Annotated in this window: 15 protein-coding genes; 11 read left to right on the plus strand and 4 right to left on the minus strand. The window is 68.0% G+C overall.

What is annotated here, in order from left to right; genetic code table 11:
* Positions 1–194: 194 nt before the first annotated feature.
* Together VLF18_RS15420 and VLF18_RS15425 are read left to right on the plus strand one after the other, a co-directional pair.
* On the plus strand, positions 195–2,738 hold the full coding sequence (locus VLF18_RS15420) for a hypothetical protein (RefSeq protein WP_325280524.1): 2,544 nt from the start codon (positions 195–197) through the stop codon (positions 2,736–2,738).
* Positions 2,739–2,756: 18 nt separating this feature from the next.
* Positions 2,757–3,425 (plus strand): hypothetical protein, encoded by a 669-nt coding sequence (locus VLF18_RS15425; protein WP_325280525.1) that lies wholly within the window; start codon positions 2,757–2,759, stop codon positions 3,423–3,425.
* Between the two features lie 15 nt (positions 3,426–3,440).
* Here the strand turns inward: VLF18_RS15425 and eda are convergent, their stop codons facing one another.
* From eda to zwf, 4 genes are all read right to left on the minus strand, one after another.
* Positions 3,441–4,091 (minus strand): bifunctional 4-hydroxy-2-oxoglutarate aldolase/2-dehydro-3-deoxy-phosphogluconate aldolase, encoded by a 651-nt coding sequence (gene eda / locus VLF18_RS15430; protein ID WP_325280526.1) that lies wholly within the window; start codon positions 4,089–4,091, stop codon positions 3,441–3,443.
* Complete coding sequence (gene edd, locus VLF18_RS15435) at positions 4,088–5,914, minus strand: phosphogluconate dehydratase (RefSeq protein WP_325280527.1); 1,827 nt, start codon at positions 5,912–5,914, stop codon at positions 4,088–4,090. Before edd ends, eda begins: the two co-directional genes overlap by 4 nt.
* A 110-nt stretch (positions 5,915–6,024) precedes the next feature.
* Positions 6,025–6,783: a 6-phosphogluconolactonase gene (pgl, locus tag VLF18_RS15440; protein WP_325280528.1), complete on the minus strand. Its 759-nt coding sequence runs from the start codon at positions 6,781–6,783 to the stop codon at positions 6,025–6,027.
* Positions 6,767–8,242, minus strand: a complete 1,476-nt coding sequence (gene zwf / locus VLF18_RS15445; protein ID WP_325280529.1) for a glucose-6-phosphate dehydrogenase — start codon at positions 8,240–8,242, stop codon at positions 6,767–6,769. Before zwf ends, pgl begins: the two co-directional genes overlap by 17 nt.
* Before the next feature lie 494 nt (positions 8,243–8,736).
* Here zwf and VLF18_RS15450 point away from each other — a divergent pair, with 494 nt between their 5' ends.
* The 9 genes from VLF18_RS15450 to VLF18_RS15490 form a co-directional block, all read left to right on the plus strand.
* The gene (locus VLF18_RS15450) at positions 8,737–9,489 is read left to right on the plus strand and encodes a GntR family transcriptional regulator (protein WP_325280530.1); all 753 of its coding nucleotides are present in this window, start codon (positions 8,737–8,739) and stop codon (positions 9,487–9,489) included.
* Between the two features lie 18 nt (positions 9,490–9,507).
* Positions 9,508–10,551 (plus strand): SIS domain-containing protein, encoded by a 1,044-nt coding sequence (locus tag VLF18_RS15455; RefSeq protein ID WP_325280531.1) that lies wholly within the window; start codon positions 9,508–9,510, stop codon positions 10,549–10,551.
* On the plus strand, positions 10,551–11,699 hold the full coding sequence (nagA, locus tag VLF18_RS15460; RefSeq protein WP_325280532.1) for an N-acetylglucosamine-6-phosphate deacetylase: 1,149 nt from the start codon (positions 10,551–10,553) through the stop codon (positions 11,697–11,699). The genes VLF18_RS15455 and nagA overlap by 1 nt, the downstream gene beginning before the upstream one ends.
* Positions 11,700–11,895: 196 nt before the next feature.
* The gene (locus tag VLF18_RS15465; RefSeq protein ID WP_325280533.1) at positions 11,896–13,527 is read left to right on the plus strand and encodes a TldD/PmbA family protein; all 1,632 of its coding nucleotides are present in this window, start codon (positions 11,896–11,898) and stop codon (positions 13,525–13,527) included.
* Between the two features lie 18 nt (positions 13,528–13,545).
* Entirely contained in the window at positions 13,546–14,886 is a 1,341-nt protein-coding gene (locus VLF18_RS15470; RefSeq protein ID WP_325280534.1) for a TldD/PmbA family protein, read from the plus strand.
* 93 nt (positions 14,887–14,979) lie between these two features.
* Positions 14,980–15,678, plus strand: coding sequence for a DUF4159 domain-containing protein (locus VLF18_RS15475; protein WP_325280535.1), 699 nt, complete (start codon positions 14,980–14,982; stop codon positions 15,676–15,678).
* A 270-nt stretch (positions 15,679–15,948) separates the two neighbouring features.
* The gene (locus VLF18_RS15480; RefSeq protein ID WP_325280536.1) at positions 15,949–16,944 is read left to right on the plus strand and encodes a MoxR family ATPase; all 996 of its coding nucleotides are present in this window, start codon (positions 15,949–15,951) and stop codon (positions 16,942–16,944) included.
* A gap of 106 nt (positions 16,945–17,050) precedes the next feature.
* Positions 17,051–17,947 carry a DUF58 domain-containing protein gene (locus VLF18_RS15485; RefSeq protein ID WP_325280537.1) on the plus strand — a complete coding sequence of 299 codons (897 nt, stop codon included), beginning with the start codon at positions 17,051–17,053 and terminating at the stop codon, positions 17,945–17,947.
* Positions 17,944–18,528 (plus strand): BatA domain-containing protein (locus VLF18_RS15490; protein ID WP_325280538.1); only part of this gene is annotated, 585 nt, incomplete at its 3' end. The genes VLF18_RS15485 and VLF18_RS15490, both read left to right, overlap by 4 nt.

The raw sequence follows: 18,528 nt of genomic DNA on the forward strand, positions 1-18,528 counted from the left end.
ACTTTGGCCTTGAACGCCGGCGAGTGGTTCCGGCGTGGTCGCTTGCTCATCGTTAGCTCCTTCTGAACGGGGCATATCATCGCCCCTGGGAGCAGACTTTCCACTTATCGGGCTGTTCAGATTTCCGGGGCCAGCTCTGCTGGCGCGATTGCAAACCGGTCGACACCGCCTGCGACGCGCGCACGCAGCTGCGCGTGCTGTTCATCGTCGGAGAAACCTTGACCTACGGCATTCAGCGCAAAGCACTGGATGCCGCACTTTGGCGCGCAACGGCAGAAGTGGCTAACACACAGAACGGCTGCTTCCCGCAAGCCACGTTCCTGCTGCGGCGCCTCAGCGCCAAACCCAAGCAGGATGCAGCGAAAACCACCTATACCACGAAGCAGCGTGACGAGAAATGGTGCGAGGGGTCTTCGGACCCACCCAATTTCAACGACCCGACCAAGCGGCACATTGACGCACTCGTGGTAGGGCCCTATTTCTCTGGCTCGGTGGAAGGTCTTTCGCAGGCAGCAAGTACCCTACATGAAAGACTGGCTCGACATGCATTGCTGCCGTTGACATGGAACGCCAAACTTCGGGCGCTACGCAGTTCCGTCGACGCGGAAGAAGCGCGCAATCGAAAGTACTCCGTCGCAGCAGACAGTTCCAAGACACGCGAGACCAGGGACTCGCTGGCCAGTCTTCGTACCTGTCTTGATGCACTGGAGTTGCAGAGCAGCGAGGATGGCCAGACGATCGATACCAAGAAGGCGTGTGGTATCTCCGCTGAAACGACGGCGCCCCCGTCAACAAAAAAGCAGCAAGGCGTCCACAAGCTGGCTCAGGAGCTCGAGCGTGCGCTCACTACCGCGAATGAAAAGATCGATACCGTTCGAGTGACAGTGCACGCACTGAGCGCTACCGCTACGGCAACTTCGAACGAAATCATCAACCGTACAACACAGGGCTATTTCGATCAGCAGACGATCGCCATCAACGATCAGTCAAAACTCTGTGCGGCTCTGACGCAGATCCACGCAGACCGCGAATCGATCGAGCGCGTCGCCATGATCTACGAGCCGACCGCGTTCGGCCGTGAAGCCTATCGGACGCTGCAGCGGATTGCCGAGCAGGGAGAGAGCAGTTCGAATCAGGGTTGCGGAATCGCCTCGGGAATCGGGAGCGTGACCGGCTTCGATTTTCCACCGAACATTTCCGACCTGCGCCAAAAGCTGCGCGACGGCGACAAACAGGCGCGAGAGAAACTCGCACTCGTGAGTCTCGCTACCGACAATTCGCACCTGCCCATCGAGGAAGGCGTGGAGAACGGCAACGAGTATCCGGACGGCGCCGGCTCGAAGCTCGCTGCCGTCGGTGCGGAACAGCGGCTGCGGTTTCAACTCAATGCGATCGCGAACGAAAAACCCACTGTCATCATCGTCGTCGCAAGCGACGTCCGTGACCGGCTGTATCTGTTCGACCGGCTGTCGCGCACGAACGCCGACGCAGCGCTCGTCGATCTCGAGGCCGACATTCTGCTTGCGCATCCCGACTATCTGCATGCCACGCGCGGCATCCGGATGGTGTCGTCGAGCCCGCTGTCTCACGTCGAGCCCACGAAGTCCAATGCGGTAGCCCGTAAAGCCAGCTATTTGCGTCAGTTCGATAGCGACCGATCGGCGCTGCTGTTCAAGCTGATGCACTCCGGCGAAGACGTGTCACCTGCGATGGAACCGTCCATCTATCGCGTTGGCCGACGCGGCCCGGTGCTCGACCAGGGGAACGATAGTCCGATGTGGAGCATTTATAGCGGCCTCGCCGACGGATTCGCATGGTTCGTCGCCCTGCTCGCGCTCGGCTATTGCGCCATGCAACTGTTCCAATCTATCCAAGAGACACGAACGGCATATACGCCGAATCCCGCGAATGCTCCCGTGATCGCACCGTGGTGGAGTTCAGGGCTGCTTCGCCCGCGCGACGCCGCCGGGTTGGCGACCACCGTTACCGCCACCGTTCTGATCGTCGCCATCGTCGTTCCGTTCAGTGAATACCGCTCGACCCACCTGGGTTTCGTCGGTCTCGCGCTGCTGATCCTACTCGCGGCAGCCGCACAGATTTTCTGGTACGTCATCGCACGCAAGCTACGCTACTGGACGCGCCACATCGAACTCCTCATGGCCGCGAGCGGCGCCAAAGAACTGGCCGACTGGGCCAGCGTGCCCGGCGCGAAACCGAACTTCGTCGCGACGCCGATTCTCGCCGGCAGCTACTGGGTCGACGACGGACTCGCGGGACGAACGAAACTTACGCCGACGCAGGCAATGCGGCAGCTAGTGATGCTCGAGTTCGGCTTTCAGGATTCACTCGCGCTGCGCTTCGCCCTACGTCGTCTGCTGTTGCCCGGTCTGCGCGCCACGTTTCGCCTCGCCTGCGTGAGCTCTGCCGCCTGCCTGGCCATCGTGCTGATCACGGTGCTCTATCCCGTGCCGCAACGCTCGACCGCGCTCGTTGCCGCCTTCGTGCTGTTGCTTTCCGGAACCTGGCTGCTCACGACCCACACCATCGCCTACGAGCGCAACGGTCTGCTCAGCCGGCTGTTCTGCGGCACGACGTCGGGTCTGCAGATCTCCGCGCAGTTCGTCACGACCCTGGCTGGCCCGGCAACATTGTTGATTCTTTCACTCATCCTCGCCGACCAGCCCGGCGTCATGGATACGGCGGGCGGCCTACTGAAGTGGCTCGCCACGGCCAAATAGCAAAGGAGCAACAGCGTCATGCGCTATTACACGATCGTCGACGGTGCGGGCGTCATCAAGGCCGACGACCAGAAAGACCCCATTCGCCTCGCGCTGACCGTGTTCGACGACGACGTTCGTCAATACGAGCGGCGTGACTGCGACACGGAGAACTCGGTCGACGAAGAAGCGTTTGCGAAGCAGATCGAAGGCAACGGCGGGTCCCCGCCCGAGGCAACCACGCTGATTGCCGTTGGCAGCGGCACGACGTTCGCGCTCGACACGCTCGCCGCGCTGGCCAAGCGCGCGTCGAGCGCGCTCGCGACGCGGAATTACGAGCCGTTCGTACAGCTCATCCTGGTCGCACCCGACTGCGCTACCGGCGAATTCATCGAGACCGCCGACGGCCTGTCGCGCGGGGCGCTCGCCGCACGCGTCTGTCACCGCATCGTCGTGTTGTATGCCGACAACGGCGGATTGACACCGATGCGCGGCGAGCTGGCCGGCACACTGGGCCTCTGGGGACCCACGGGAAAGTCCTTCGACGGCGTGCTCGCGCTCGACGTATCCGCGCTGCTGATCGGGCATCGCTCCGACGTCGGCGCGTATCTGGAATCACTCGAAGTGCTCGGCATCATCGCTCGCGCCGCCGGCGGAGCCAGCAACGAAACGCTGCGCCGATTCGCGCGGCGCGGCGCGGATCAGTAGCCGCACTCGCGCCGGTCAACGATGCAATTGCGCCGCCTCGCGCGCGAGCGCCGCGATCGCGGTCCAGTTTTCCGCGGCGACGAGATCGTTCGGCGTGAGCCACGAACCGCCCACCGCGATCACGTTCGGCAGTGCGAGCCATTGCTTCGCGGTCTGCGCGGTAATGCCGCCGGTCGTGCAGAAGCCGACGGCGGGCAACGGCGAGGCGAGCGCGCGCACGAAGTCGATGCCGCCCGCAGGCACGGCCGGAAAGAACTTCTGCCAGCGATAGCCGCGCTCGAGCAGACGCATCGCCTCGCTCGCGGTCGACGCGCCGGGCAGGTAGGGCAACGCGCTGTCGTCGGCGGCGTCGAGCAGCGCCGGCGAGTGGCCGGGCGAGACGGCGAACCGCGCGCCGGCCGCAGCCGAGGCGTGCAGGTCCTGCGGCGTCAGCACGGTGCCGGCACCGACGGCGACGCCGTCGATTTCGGCCGCGATCGCACGGATCGCCTCGATCGCCACCGGCGTGCGCAGGGTGATTTCGACGGCGGGGATGCCGCCGGCGACGAGCGCGCGCGCGAGCGGCACCGCATGCGCGAGTTTCTGCACGACGACGACCGCGACGACCGGCGCGAGACGCAGCGTGGATTCGATCTGCGCCTGGCGCGCGGACAGCCGCTCATTCATTCGACGACTCCGAAAATCGTGGCGCCCGTATCGGCCGTGCTGACCTGGGCGCGGAAGATCGCGAACATCTCGCGGCCGAGACCGAACTGATTCGCGGCGAGATCGGCGGCAACGGGCGTGCGCGCATTCCATTCGTCCGCGTCGACGAGTGCTTCGACCTGGCCGTTCAGCGCACAGACGCGCACGCGGTCGCCATCGCGCAGCCTGGCGATCGGACCGCCGCAGGATGCCTCCGGCGTCAGGTGGATCGCCGCCGGAACCTTGCCCGACGCGCCGGACATGCGGCCGTCGGTCACGAGCGCAACGCGCAGGCCGCGGCCCTGCAGCACGCCGAGCGCCGGCGTCAATTTGTGCAATTCCGGCATGCCGTTCGCACGCGGCCCCTGGTTGCGCACGACGACGACGACGTCCTGCGTGAATTCGCCGCGGTCGAACGCTTTCTGCACGGATTCCTGATCGTCGAACACGCGCGCCGGCGCCTCGATCGTGTGGCGATCGTCGGGCACGGACGCCACCTTGATCACGGCGCGGCCGAGATTGCCGCTGAGCAGGCGCAGGCCGCCGTCGGCGCGGAAGGCTTTTTCCACGGGACGCAGCGTATTCGTGTCGAGACTCTCGCGCGTGCTCGGCGTCCATTGCAGCGTCGCGCCCGAGCCGAGCGACGGCGCATCGCGATAGCGTTCGAGCCCGCCGCCGGCGATCGTCGCGACGTCGCCGTGCAGCAGCCCCGCGTCGAGCAGCTGTGCGATCAGGAAACCCATGCCGCCGGCTGCGTGGAACTGGTTCACGTCGGCGCTGCCGTTCGGATAGACGCGCGCGAGCAGCGGCACCACGCCGGCCAGCGCATCGAAATCCTCGAGGTGCAGTTCGAGCCCGGCCGCGCGCGCGATCGCGACGAGATGCAGCAGGTGATTCGTCGAGCCGCCGGTCGCGTGCAGGCCGACGACGCCGTTGACGATCGCGCGCGCATCGACGACGTGCCCCGCGGGCAGCCAGTTCTCGCCGAGCGCGGTCAGCGCGAGCGCGCGCTCGACGGCCGCGTCGGTCAGCGCGTCGCGCAGCGCCGTGTTCGGATGCACGAAGCTCGAACCCGGCAGCTGCAGACCCATGATCTCCATGAGCATCTGATTGGAATTCGCCGTGCCGTAGAACGTGCAGGTGCCCGGCGCGTGATACGAACGCGCCTCGACGTCGAGCAGTTCCGCGCGCGTTGCCTTGCCTTCGGCATAACGCTGGCGCACGCGCGCCTTCTCGTCGTTCGTCGCGCCGCTGGGCATCGGACCGGCCGGTACGAATACGGCCGGGATGTGCCCGAAATGCAGCGCGGCGATCAGCAGTCCCGGCACGATCTTGTCGCAAATGCCCAGATACAGCGCCGCGTCGAACATGTCGTGCGACAGCGCGACGCCGGTCGCGAGCGCGATCGTGTCGCGCGAGAACAGCGACAGCTCCATGCCGGTGCGGCCCTGCGTGACGCCGTCGCACATCGCCGGCACGCCGCCGGCGACTTCGGCCGTCGCGCCGCGCGCACGCGCCGCGGCGCGGATGAGTTCGGGATAGCGTTCGTAGGGCTGATGCGCCGACAGCATGTCGTTGTACGCGGTGACGATGCCGAGGTTCGGCACGACGCCGTCGCGCAGGCGCTGCTTGTCGACGTCGCCGCAGCCGGCGAAGCCATGCGCAAGGTTGCCGCAGGACAGGCGATTGCGCCGCGGCCCCGCGGCGCGCGCCTGCGCGATGCGATCGAGATAGCGCTCGCGCGTCGCGCGGCTGCGCTCGTCGATCGCGCGCGTCACGGCGGCGAGAGTGGGGTTCAGTGCCATCGGTTGCTCCGACTACAAAACAGTGGAGAGTGAAGAGGAGTGAGAAACGAGCGAAGCGAGGCGGCTCGCGCACTCACTCGTTTCTCACTCCTCCTCGCTCGTTCCTGCACTTAAGGGCACCAATACATCCGCAACGGCTCGCCGGCGCATTTGACGACGGCGCGTATCGGCATGTCCTCGCCGCGCGTCTGCGGATCGAGCGCGCGTGCGAGCACGCTGCGTTTTTCGACGCCCTCGATATGCAGATACAACGCGGCGGTTGCAAGCAGGGTCGGCAGCGTCAGCGTGACGCGCGGCTCCGGCGCGGCCGGCGCGCTCAGCGCGAGCACGCGCGCGCGGCCGTGCGGATCGAGCGCCTGCGCGAGCGTGTCGCCGCCCGGAAACAGCGAGGCAGTGTGGCCGTCGTTGCCCATGCCGAGCACGACCGCGTCGAACGGCAGCGGCAAGGTGTCGATGCGCCGCGCGATGCGCAGCAGCGCGGCCGACGGATCGCGCGCGGGTTCGAACAACGGTTCGAAGCGCGCCGCGGCCGCGGGGCCTGAGAACAGCGTGTCGCGCAGCAGCCGCGCGTTCGAACGCGCGTCGTCGGGCGCGACCCAGCGCTCGTCGGCCAGCGTCACGACGACGCGCGACCAGTCGAGCCGGATGCGGCCGAGTTCGCGCAGGAACTGCTTCGGCGTCGAACCGCCGGACACGGCAAGGAGGCCGACGCCGCGCGTAAGGATCGCGTCGCGCAGGTCGCAGGCCACGGCCGAAGCGAGCGCGCGCGCGAGCGTCGCGCTGTCGGCATAGGCGTGCTCGATCAGGTTCGCATGCAGGTCGCGGCGGCGGATCGCAGGCTCGCGCACGAGGTCAAGGTGCATCTTCATGCCAGGTCCTTCCGTCTCTCTCGATCAGCGCAACGGCCGCGCTGGGCCCCCAGGTGCCGGCGGTGTAGGACTTCGGCGCTTCCTGCCCGGCCTCCCAGGCCGCAAGAATCGGATCGGCCCAGCCCCAGGCCGCCTCGACTTCGTCGCGGCGCATGAACAGCGTCGGATTGCCGCGCACGACGTCCATGAGCAGGCGCTCGTACGCGTCGGGATTCCGCACGCCGAAGGCTTCGGCGAAGCTCATGTCGAGCGCGACGCGGCGCAGGCGCAGGCCGCCGGGCCCGGGATACTTGTTCATGAGCCAGAGCTTCACGCCTTCGTCGGGCTGCAGGCGCAGCACGAGCTTGTTCGCGGAGATCGGCCCGGCATGCTCGCCGAAGATCGAATGCGGAATCCGGCGGAACGTGATGACGATTTCCGACACGCGCTCGGGCAGCCGCTTGCCGGTGCGCAGATAGAACGGCACGCCGGCCCAGCGCCAGTTGCCGAGTTCGGCCTTGAGCGCGACGAAGGTTTCGGTGCGCGATTCGGGCCGCCCGATTTCCTCGAGATAGCCCGGCACCGCGCCGCCGTTGGACGCGCCGGCGCGGTACTGGCCGCGCACGGAATGCTGCGCGGCGTTGCTTTCGTCGATGGGCTTGAGCGCGCGCAGCACCTTGAGCTTCTCGTCGCGGATCGCGTCGGGCGCGAGCGAGGCCGGCGGCTCCATCGCGACGAGACACAGCAGCTGCAGCAGATGGTTCTGCACCATGTCGCTCAGCGCGCCGGCGCCGTCGTAGAAACCGGCGCGCCACTCCACGCCGATGGTCTCGGCGACGGTGATCTGCACGTGGTCGATGTTCTCGGCATTCCAGAGCGGCTCGAACAGCGCGTTGCCGAAGCGCAGCGCGACGAGGTTCTGCACGGTTTCCTTGCCGAGGTAGTGATCGATGCGGAAGGTCTGGTGTTCGGCGAAGCAGCGGCCGAGCGCATCGTTGATCGCATTCGCCGATTTCAGATCGCGGCCGATCGGCTTCTCGACGACGACGCGCACGCGGCCATGGTTGAGCCCGTGCTCGCGCAGGCGCTCGCAGATCGGCACGAAGATCTCGGGACTCGTCGCGAGATAGAACACGCAGACGCGCTCGGGCGAGACGCGCATCGCGGCGGCGAATACGTCCCAGCCGGCGTCCTTGCGCGCGTCGAGCGCGTGGTAGGAAATCAGCTTGAGAAAGCCCTGCACGGTGGCTTCGGGCAGATCCTCGCCGAGCGATTTCGCGAGCGCGGCGCGGACCCTGGCGTGGTACTCGGCGTCGCCGAGCGCATCGCGCGCGACGCCGATCAGGCGGCTGCCGGGCTGGATCTGGCCGTCGGCGTAGCGGTGATAGAGCGCCGGCAGCAGCTTGCGCACGGCGAGATCGCCGGTGCCGCCGAAGATGACGAGATCGAAGGGGTCGACTTGGCTGGCGGGTGCAGTCACGGAACACTCCTGGCGCGGTCGGCAGGGACAATACCACTGAAATACCACCGCGCAACAGGGTGGCGGCGTGCCGGTATCGGGTCATGGTGCGGGAAGTGGCGGTAAGGGGGGCGTGATGGGCGGGCGAGCCGCGCGTGAAGAGGAGTGAGAAAGAGCGGTCCGGCTCAGCGGCAAATAACCGATGAAACAGGTCGGGTTGAGCGGTTCGCAGCCCCCGCGAAACCCATCATCACCCATGCCCTCGCTTGAACGGGCGGGCTTTTCCGCGCCGGCGGCATGGATGTCGCACGCCTTCGACATCACGAAACCGCGCCGCAGCGAACCTTTCCCTCGACCGGGAGGACATGGGCGGGATGGGTTCGCTTCCGCCGCCGGGCCCGGCCGGGCCGAAGCCTGAATGCCGCACTGCCGACCCCGCCGCGCGGGTCGCCGGACGCGACGACCACTCGCAACCGCTTTACGCCCGTGGTATCCGACTGGTATTGTCCCCGGCCATGTCCACCGCCCTGCTCAAGATCTGGCGCCGGCTCGGCCGCGAAAAGGCCACGCATCGCGAACTCGCGTGGATGCGCGTGCGCAATCTGATCGAGCGCGCGATCGCCGCGGGCGACCTGCCGCCGGGCTCGGCGCTGCCGAGCGAACGCGACCTCGCGCAGCAGCTCGCGCTGTCGCGCGTCACGGTGCGCAAGGCCATTGCCGGCCTCGTCGCCGACGACGTGCTGATCCAGCGCCAGGGCGCCGGGACGTTCGTCGCCGGACGCATCGTCAAGTCGTTCTCGCGGCTGACCAGCTTCAGCGACGACCTGCGCGCGCGCGGCATGAACCCGCGCTCGGTGTTCCTGGGCCGCGGCAACGGCGAAGTCACGCCGCAGGAGGCCATGGCGCTGTCGCTGTCGCCGGGCGCGCGCGTCGCGCGGCTGTACCGCCTGCGCTATGCCGGCGACCAGCCGCTCGCGATCGAGCGCACGGCCGTGCCGCTGAACCTGCTGCCCGATCCCGACCTCGTCGTCGATTCGCTCTACGAAACGCTCGACCGCTTCGGCCTGCGTCCGCAGCGCGCGCTGCAGCGCCTGCGCGCGATCAACTTCGACGCCGACCAGGCGCGCCAGCTCGACGTCGCGGTCGGCGCCGCGGGCCTGCTGATCGAGCGCCGCAGCTTTCTCGACGACGGCCGCGTCGTCGAATTCACCTGCTCGTGGTATCGCGGCGACATGTACGACTTCGTCGCCGAACTCACCGGCACCTGAAACCCTTCCGAGGACCGCATGACCGCCCTGCCCGCCGCAGAATCCACCTTGATGTTCCGCGAGGCCCAGAGCAGCGCCGCGCTGATCCGCGCGCAGCTCGACGCGAACGCGGCACCGGTCGCGCGCCTCGCCGCACGCCTGCGCGCGAGCGCGCCGCGCTTCATCGTGACCTGCGCGCGCGGCAGCTCCGACCACGCCGCGACCTTCGCGAAATACCTGTTCGAGACCCAGCTCGGCCTGAGCACCGCATCGGCCTCGCCGTCGGTGAGTTCGGTCTATGCCGCGCCGCTCAAGCTCGACGGCGCGCTGTTCGTCGCGATCTCGCAGTCGGGCAAGAGCCCCGACCTCGTGCGCAACGCCGAAGCGGCGCGTGCCGCCGGGGCGCAGGTGCTCGCGCTCGTCAATACCGAAGACTCGCCGCTCGCCGCGGTCGCGCACGACGTGATCGCGCTGCAGGCCGGCCCCGAGCGCAGCGTCGCGGCGACAAAGAGCTACTTGTGCACCTTGTCCGCACTGCTGCAGCTCGCCGCGGCCTGGGGCGGGCGCCGCGAACTGGCCGACGCACTGGACGACCTGCCTGCGGTGCTCGCGCGCAGCTGGGACAGCGACTGGTCGGCACTGACCGACGGCCTCGCCGGTGCGCGCAACCTGTTCGTACTGGGGCGCGGTCTCGGTCTCGGCGCCGCGCAGGAAGCCGCGCTGAAGTTCAAGGAGACCAGCGGCCTGCATGCCGAGGCGTTCAGCGCCGCCGAGGTGAAGCACGGGCCGATGGCGCTGATCGGCAGCGGCTTTCCGCTGCTCGTGTTCGCCCAGGACGACGGCACGCAGGCCGGCACGCTCGCCGCCGCCGCCGAGTTCCGCGCGCGCGGTGCGCAGGTGTTCGTCGCCGCCCCGGGCGATCCGGCCGGCAGCACCCTGCCGCTGCCCGAGCGCGTGCACCCGGCCTGTGCGCCGCTCGTGCAGGTGCAGAGCTTCTATCGCGCCTGCAACGCGCTCGCGCTGCGCCGCGGCCACAACCCCGACGTGCCGCCGCATCTCAACAAAGTGACGGAAACCGTCTGATGGCCGTCGCCCTCGTCAATGCGCGCGTGCTGACCGACGACGGCTTCCGCGACGATGTCGCCGTGCTCGTCAACGGCGACCGCATCACCGGCATCGTCGCCGCCAGCGACCTGCGCGCGACAACTGCCCTTCGGCGCGACCTGCACGGGCATTTCCTGCTGCCGGGTTTCATCGACTGCCAGGTCAACGGCGGCGGCGACGTGCTGTTCAACGACGCGCCGACCGTCGACACGATCCGCCGCATCGGCGCCGCGCACCGGCGCTACGGCACGACCGGTTTCCTGCCGACCCTGATCAGCGATTCGCCCGAGGCCATGGCCGCCGCGATTGCCGCGACCGACGCGGCGATCGCGGCCGGTGTGCCGGGCGTGCTCGGCATCCATCTCGAAGGCCCCTACCTCGCGCCGCAGCGCAAGGGTGCGCACGACGCGGCGCACTTCGTCCGTCCGCAGGCCGGGGACATCGCGCGCGCCGCCGCGCTGCGCGGCGGCGTCACGCTGCTGACGCTAGCACCCGAACAGGTCGACGACGCGGCGCTGATCGAGTTCGTGCGCCGCGGCGTCGTCATCGCGGCCGGCCACACCGCGGCGACGTACGAACAGCTCATGCATGCGTTCTCGCTCGGCGTTCGCGGCGTGACGCATCTGTTCAATGCAATGACGCCGCTGACCGGCCGCGAGCCCGGCGCCGTCGGCGCCGCGCTCGACCATGCCGACAGCTGGTGCGGCCTGATCAACGACGGCCACCACGTGCATGCGGCGAGCCTGCGCACGGCGATCCGCGCCAAGCCGCGCGGCCGCCTGTTCCTGGTGACCGACGCGATGCCGCCCGTCGGCGGCGAGCGCGACGAGTTCCTGCTCGCCGGCCAGCGCGTGCTCGTGCGCGACGGTCTCTGCGTCAACGAGCAGGGCGCGCTGGCGGGTTCGGCGCTCGACATGCTGACCGCCGTGCGCAACACGGTCGAGCGGCTCGGCCTGCCGCTGGAAGACGCCGCGCGCATGGCCTCGACCTGGCCTGCCGAGTTCCTCGGCCTGCGCGACCGCGGCCGCATCGCGGCCGGCTGCGCCGCCGACTTCGTCGTGCTCGGCGGCGACTGGACGATCCGCGAGACCTGGATCGCCGGCTGCAGCGACGCCACGTTGCGCTGATCGCGAATTGACGGGGTCGGGTTCACCTCCGGTGCCTGCGCCGGAAGTGAACCCGACCCCGTTTACATCGACACCATGTCCTTCGTCACGGGACACCGACGCATGCGCTGACCGAATATCGGGCGCCCCCGGCGTCTGCGCCCGCGTCCTGCTGCGCGCCGCCGCCTTTCAAGCTGCGCCCATCGGGAGAGAGAGTATGGACAGACGCGATTTCCTGCAGTTCGCCGGCGCCGGTGTCGGCGCACTGCTGCTGCCTGTGTACGGCCGCGCGATCGCCGCGGAAGAACTGCTGAGCAAGGTCGACGTCGCAACGAAGAAAAAGCTTGCCGACGCCGCCCTCGAAGCGGCCAAGGCCAGCGGCGCAAGCTACTGCGACGTGCGCATCGGCCGCTACCTGCGCCAGTTCGTCGTCACGCGCGAAGACCGCGTCGAGAACGTCGTCAACACCGAATCGGCCGGCGTCGGCATCCGCGTGATCGCCAACGGCACCTGGGGCTTCGCCGCGACCAGCATCGCGACGCCGGAATCCGTCGCCAAGGCCGCGCGCCAGGCCGTGACCATCGCCAAGGCCAATGCGCGGCTGCAGGCCAAGCCGGTCGAACTCGCGCCGGTCAAGGGCGTCGGTGAGGTCAGCTGGAAGACGCCGATCCAGAAGAACGCGATGGAAGTGCCGATCAAGGAAAAGGTCGACCTGCTGCTCGCGGTCAACGCCGCGGCGATGAAGGCCGGCGCCAGCTTCATCAACTCCACGCTGTTCCTCGTCAACGAACAGAAGTATTTCGCGTCGACGGACGGTTCCTACATCGACCAGGACGTGCACCGCATCTGGGCGCCGATGACCGTGACCGCGGTCGACAAGGCCAGCGGCAAGTTCCGCCTGCGCCAGGGCCTGTCCGATCCGCGCGGCATGGGTTACGAGTACCTCGAACCCAAGGCCGCCGACAAGGTCACCCTGCCCGGCGGCGCGGTGGTCTACAACAACTCCTACGACATGGTCGAGGACGCCGTCGCCGCGGCCAAGCAGGCGCAGGAAAAGCTCAAGGCGCGCTCGGTCAAGCCGGGCAAGTACGACCTCATGCTCGACCCGTCGCACCTGTGGCTCACGATCCACGAATCGGTCGGCCATCCGCTCGAACTCGACCGCGTGCTCGGCTATGAAGCCAACTACGCCGGCACGAGCTTCGCGACGCTCGACAAGTGGCGCGAGAAATTCCAGTACGGCAGCGACCAGGTGACGCTGTTCGCCGACAAGACCCAGCCGACTTCGCTCGGCGCGGTCGGCTTCGACGACGAAGGCGTCAAGACGCAGCGCTGGGATCTCGTCAGCAAGGGAAAGCTCGTCAACTATCAGGTCATCCGCGACCAGGCCCACATCCTCGGCCTCAAGGAGTCGCAGGGCTGCTGCTATGCCGACTCGTGGTCGAGCGTGCAGTTCCAGCGCATGGCCAACGTCTCGCTCGCCCCGGGCGAAGGCAAGATGAGCCCGGCCGACATGATCAAGGACATCGAGAACGGCATCTACATCGTCGGCGACGGTTCGTTCTCGATCGACCAGCAGCGCTACAACGCGCAGTTCGGCGGCCAGCTGTTCTATGAAATCAAGAACGGCAAGGTCACCGAGATGCTCGAAGACGTGGCCTACCAGATCCGCACGCCGGAATTCTGGAACGCCTGCGTCGCGGTCTGCGACAAGGACGACTACCGCCTCGGCGGCTCGTTCTTCGACGGCAAGGGCCAGCCGGGCCAGGTGTCGGCCGTCTCGCACGGCTCGTCGACGGCGCGCTTCAACGGCATCAACGTCATCAACACCGCACGCAGCCTCGGCTGATCCGAAGGAGAACTGATCATGGGTATTCTTTCCGAGCAGGAAGCCAAGGCCATCCTGGAGAAAGTCGTCAAATTGTCCAAGGCGGACGAGTGCAGCGCGCAGCTGACCGGCTCGATCACGGGCAACATCCGTTACGCGCTCAACAGCGTGTCCACGAGCGGCAGCGTCGACGACCTGCAGCTCGGCGTGCAGGTCGCGTTCGGCAAGCGCGTCGGCACCGCGACGATCAACGAATTCGACGACGCGTCGCTCGAAAAAGTCGTGCGCCGCGCCGAGGAGCTCGCGAAGCTCGCGCCGGAAAATCCGGAATTCATGCCGGCGATCGACAAGCAGGAATACAAGGCCAGCGAGACCTTCAACGCGAAGACCGCCGCTATCGCGCCGGAATACCGCACCGGCGTCGCCGCCGCCTGCATCGAGCCGTGCAAGAACGACAAGCTCGTCGCCGCCGGCTTCTTCGTCGACACGCAGAGCTTCATCGCGATCGCCAACAGCAAGGGCAACTTCGCCTACAACAAGTCGACCGGCGTCGATTTCACCTGCACCGTGCGCACCGAAGACGGCCGCGGGTCGGGCTGGGTCGCGCGCAACGTCGCCGACGTCGACACGTTCGATGCGAAGAAGGAAATCGCGATCGCGATCGACAAGGCCAAGCGTTCCGCCGACGCCAAGGCGCTCGAACCCGGCAAGTACACGGTGATCCTCGAACCGGCCGCGAGCGCCGGGCTGATCTCGTTCATGATGTTCGGCTTCGACGCGCGCCAGGCCGACGAAGGCCGCAGCTTCCTGTCGAAGAAGGGCGGCGGCAACAAGCTCGGCGAAAAACTGTTCGACGAACGCGTCTCGATCTACAGCGACCCGTGGGACAAGGTCGCCTCGGTCGCGCCGTTCGACGCGCAGAACGACGGCCTGCCGCGCGAACGCCTCGACATCATCACCAAGGGCAAGGTCGAGTACCTGCAGTATTCGCGCTACTGGGCCGAGCAGAAGAAGAAAAAGGCGCAGGGCCAGCCCGGCAACCTGATCATGGTCGGCGGGGACAAGTCGACGATGGACCTCGTCAAGAGCACGAAGAAGGGCATTCTCGTGACGCGCACGTGGTACATCCGCATGGTCGATCCGCAGACCGTGCTGCTGACCGGCCTCACGCGCGACGGCACGTTCTACGTCGAAGACGGCGAGATCAAATATCCGATCAAGAATTTCCGCTTCAACGAGTCGCCGGTCATCATGCTCAACAACATCGAGGAACTGGGCAAGCCGGTGCGCGTCGGCGACGACGAATCGCCGTTCGTCATGATGATTCCGCCGATGAAGATCCGCGACTTTACGTTCACGTCGCTGTCGGACGCGGTGTAAGAGCGAGAAACGAGCAGGAGGAGTGGGAAAAGGGCCGGCAAAGCGACGCTCCGCTTGCTCTCGTTTCTCACTCCTCTCCACTCTTTCCTGCCCATGACCCGCTCCGAATTCCTCCGCCTCCTCCTCGCCGCCGGCGCCGGTGCGTTCGCCGCGCCGCGGCTGCGCGCGGAGACGAAGAACTACGATTTCCGCTTCACGCGGCTCATGTACGAGTCGGGCGACTGGGACGTCGATCAGCGCATGCCGTCGAACGTGATCGACGCGCTGATCCAGTACACGACCCTGCGCGTCGATCCGGTCGAGCAGGTGCTGCCGCTCGCCGATCCGCGCATGCTGCAGGCGAGTTTCTGCTACCTCGCCGGCCACAAGCTCGTCGAGTTCAATCCCGACGAGAAACGCCATTTCGAGCGCTACGTACGCAACGGCGGCTTCGTCTTCGTCGACGACTGCAACCACGACATCGACGGACTGTTCGCGAAATCCTTCGAGGCGCAGATGGCGCAGATCTTCGGCGCCGACGCGCTGAAGAAGCTGCCGAAGAAACACCCGCTCTATTCGAGCTTCTTCCGCTTCGACGATCCGCCCGCCACGGGCTTCGAGCTCAACGGCTGGGGCGACGACCTCGTCCACGACTACCTGCGCGGCATCGAGATCGACGGCCGCCTCGGGGTGCTCTACAGCAACAAGGACTACGGCTGCGAGTGGGACTACGACTGGCGCAACAAGCGCTGGCTCGCCGAGGACAACACGAAGTTCGCGGTGAATATCGTGGTGTATGCGTTGACGGCGTAGACCCGAGCCGGCAGCCGCAGGGCGTGCGTCGTCGGACAGAAAACTCGTGGCCCGCAGGCAAGAACCCGAGAAAGCGGCGCGATCGCCGGAGGATGCGCGCTCTCGAGTGCTCACCTACTGACGTCTCGTTTCTGTTTCCCGCGCGCCGCCCGGACGATTCCCGCCGCCGTACCAACCAATGGCAGTACTGCCCTCGCATCGTATCGACGCACAATCCGTCCATCAGCACACGGGCGCTTCACGCGCCTGCGCCAACCGGATGACGACTGCATGAGTACGCCGCTTACCGAGCACTCCCTGCAAACCCAGCTCGACCGCCTGCAGGCCCTGCGCGATGCGATTGCCACGGCGATCGTCGGCCAGCAGACCGTCGTCGAACAGCTGCTGACGGCGCTGCTCGCCGGCGGGCACTGCCTGCTCGAAGGCGTGCCGGGGCTCGGCAAGACGCTGCTCGTGCGCAGTCTCGGCCAGGCGCTGCATCTGGATTTCCACCGCATCCAATTCACGCCCGACCTGATGCCGAGCGACATCCTCGGCACCGAAATTCTCGAGGAAGACCACGGCACCGGGCGCCGGCATTTCAAATTCCAGCGCGGCCCGATCTTCACGAACCTGCTGCTCGCCGACGAACTCAATCGCACGCCGCCCAAGACGCAGGCCGCGCTGCTCGAAGCGATGCAGGAACGCACCGTGAGCTATGCCGGCGTCACGCACGCGCTGCCGCAGCCGTTCTTCGTGCTCGCGACGCAGAATCCGCTCGAGCAGGCCGGCACGTATCCGCTGCCCGAAGCGCAGCTCGACCGTTTTCTGCTGCACGTGCGCGTCGACTATCCCGACGAATCCGAGGAACGCGCGATCCTCGCGCAGACCACCGGCCGCGCGATGGCCGACGTCTCTGCGGTCATGAGCGGCGACGAACTCATCGCGCTGCAGCGGCTCGTACGCGACGTCACCGTCGGCGAGGACGTGCTGACCTGGATCACGCGCCTCGTGCGCGCGACGCGGCCGCAGACGGCGACGTTGACGGCGGTGCGCGAGTGGGTGCGCTGGGGCGCGGGTCCGCGTGCGGGCCAGTCGCTCGTGCTCGCGTGCAAGGCGCGCGCGCTGCTGCACGGCCGCCTCGCCGCGACGCGCGAGGACGTCCGCGCGCTCGCCGCGCCGGTCATGCGCCATCGCCTGCTGCTGTCCTTCGTCGCCGAGGCCGAACGCCGCAGCGCCGACGACGTCGTCGCCGCCGTGCTCGAGGGCGTGGAGTTTCCGCGTTGATGGAATTCGCGTACGCGACGCCTCGGTGTTGGGCTTCGCTGCGCTCAGCCCGACACCGAGGTATTTCCGTGGAGAACACCGTTTCGCCGGCAGGAGCCGGCGCACGATGACCCACGAACTCGTCACGCCGGCACTGCGCGCGCGGCTGCGCGATCTGCGCCTCGTGCCGCGCCGCGCCGCGGGCGCGCAGGGGCTCGGCCAGCACAGCAGCCGCAGCCGCGGCGTCGGCCTCGAGTTCGCGCAATACCGCGCCTACGCGCCCGGCGACGAACCGCGCCGCGTCGACTGGAAGCTGTACGCGCGTTCCGACCGCTATTTCGTGCGCGAATCCGAGCGCGACTCGCCGCTCGATCTCTGGGTGCTCGTCGACGCGAGCGCGTCGATGGCGCAGAGCGACGCGGCGAACGCCTCGCTGTCGCGCCTCGACGCCGCGCGCACCCTGGCCGCCTGCGCGATCGAACTCGCGCTGCGGCAGGGCGACCGCTTCGGCATCGCCGCGCTGTCGTCGCAGCCGCTCGCGCTCGTCGCGGCCGATTCGGGTCCGCGCCAGCGCGACCGCTGCGTGCAGGAACTGCTGCGCTGGCAGGCCGAAGGCCGCTGGCCGGTCGCGGACCAGCTGCTGCCGCTCTGGGAACGCATCGCACCGGCCTCGCTCGTGCTGCTGCTGACCGATGCGCACGACGACGCCGCGATCGCGCTGGCCGAGCGCCTCGCCGCCGCGCGGCGCGAGGTCGTCATGATCCGCGTCCTGACCGCCGAGGAGCGCGATTTTCCATTCCGCGACAACCGGCGTTTTATGGATGTGGAAAACGGCACCGAGATCCTGGCCGACGGCCCCGGCGCGCGCGCCGCGTACCTGGATGCGTTCGCGCAGGCACACGCCGCGCTCGCGTCGCGGCTCGCCGCGAGCGGCATCCGCCTGGCCGTGCACTACCTCGACGAATCGCCCGACCGCGCGCTGCGGCAGTTGTTCGGCGCGCGTCCCGGGAGCGAGCCGGCATGAGCCTGGGCCTGCTGCTGCCGCTCGGACTGACCGCGCTCGCCGCGCTGGTCGTGCCGCTGCTGCTGCACCTGAACCGGCGCCAGGAACAGAAACCCACGCCGTTCGCGGCGCTGCGCTTCGTGCGCGGCCCGGCACGGCCGCGGCGCCGCATCCGGCTCGAGCAATGGCCGCTGCTGCTGCTGCGGCTCGCACTGGTCGCCGTGGCGGCGCTGCTGATCGCGACGCCGGTGCGCCGCGGCGAATCGGATGCAGGCGCGACCTGGGTCGTCGTCGTCCCCGGCGTCGATGCCGCGCAGGCCCGCGCCGCGCTCGCCGCGCCCGATGCCGACTGGCGCTGGCTGGCGCCCGGATTTCCGGCATTCGGCAGCGCGACTCCCGTTGGCGACACGCCGGCGACCGCGAGCCTGCTGCGCGAACTCGACACGGAACTGCCGCCGGCGACGGCGCTGCGCGTGATCGCACCGTCGCCGCTGCTCGGCCTCGACGGCGGCGCGATTCGACTGAGCCGCCCGGTCGACTGGCGCGTCGTCGACAGCGCACCGCCCGTGCCGGCCGCCGCACCGGCGCTGCCGCTGCAGCAC

The sequence above is a fragment of the Tahibacter sp. genome, from assembly GCF_035481375.1.
Classification (GTDB): domain Bacteria; phylum Pseudomonadota; class Gammaproteobacteria; order Xanthomonadales; family Rhodanobacteraceae; genus Tahibacter.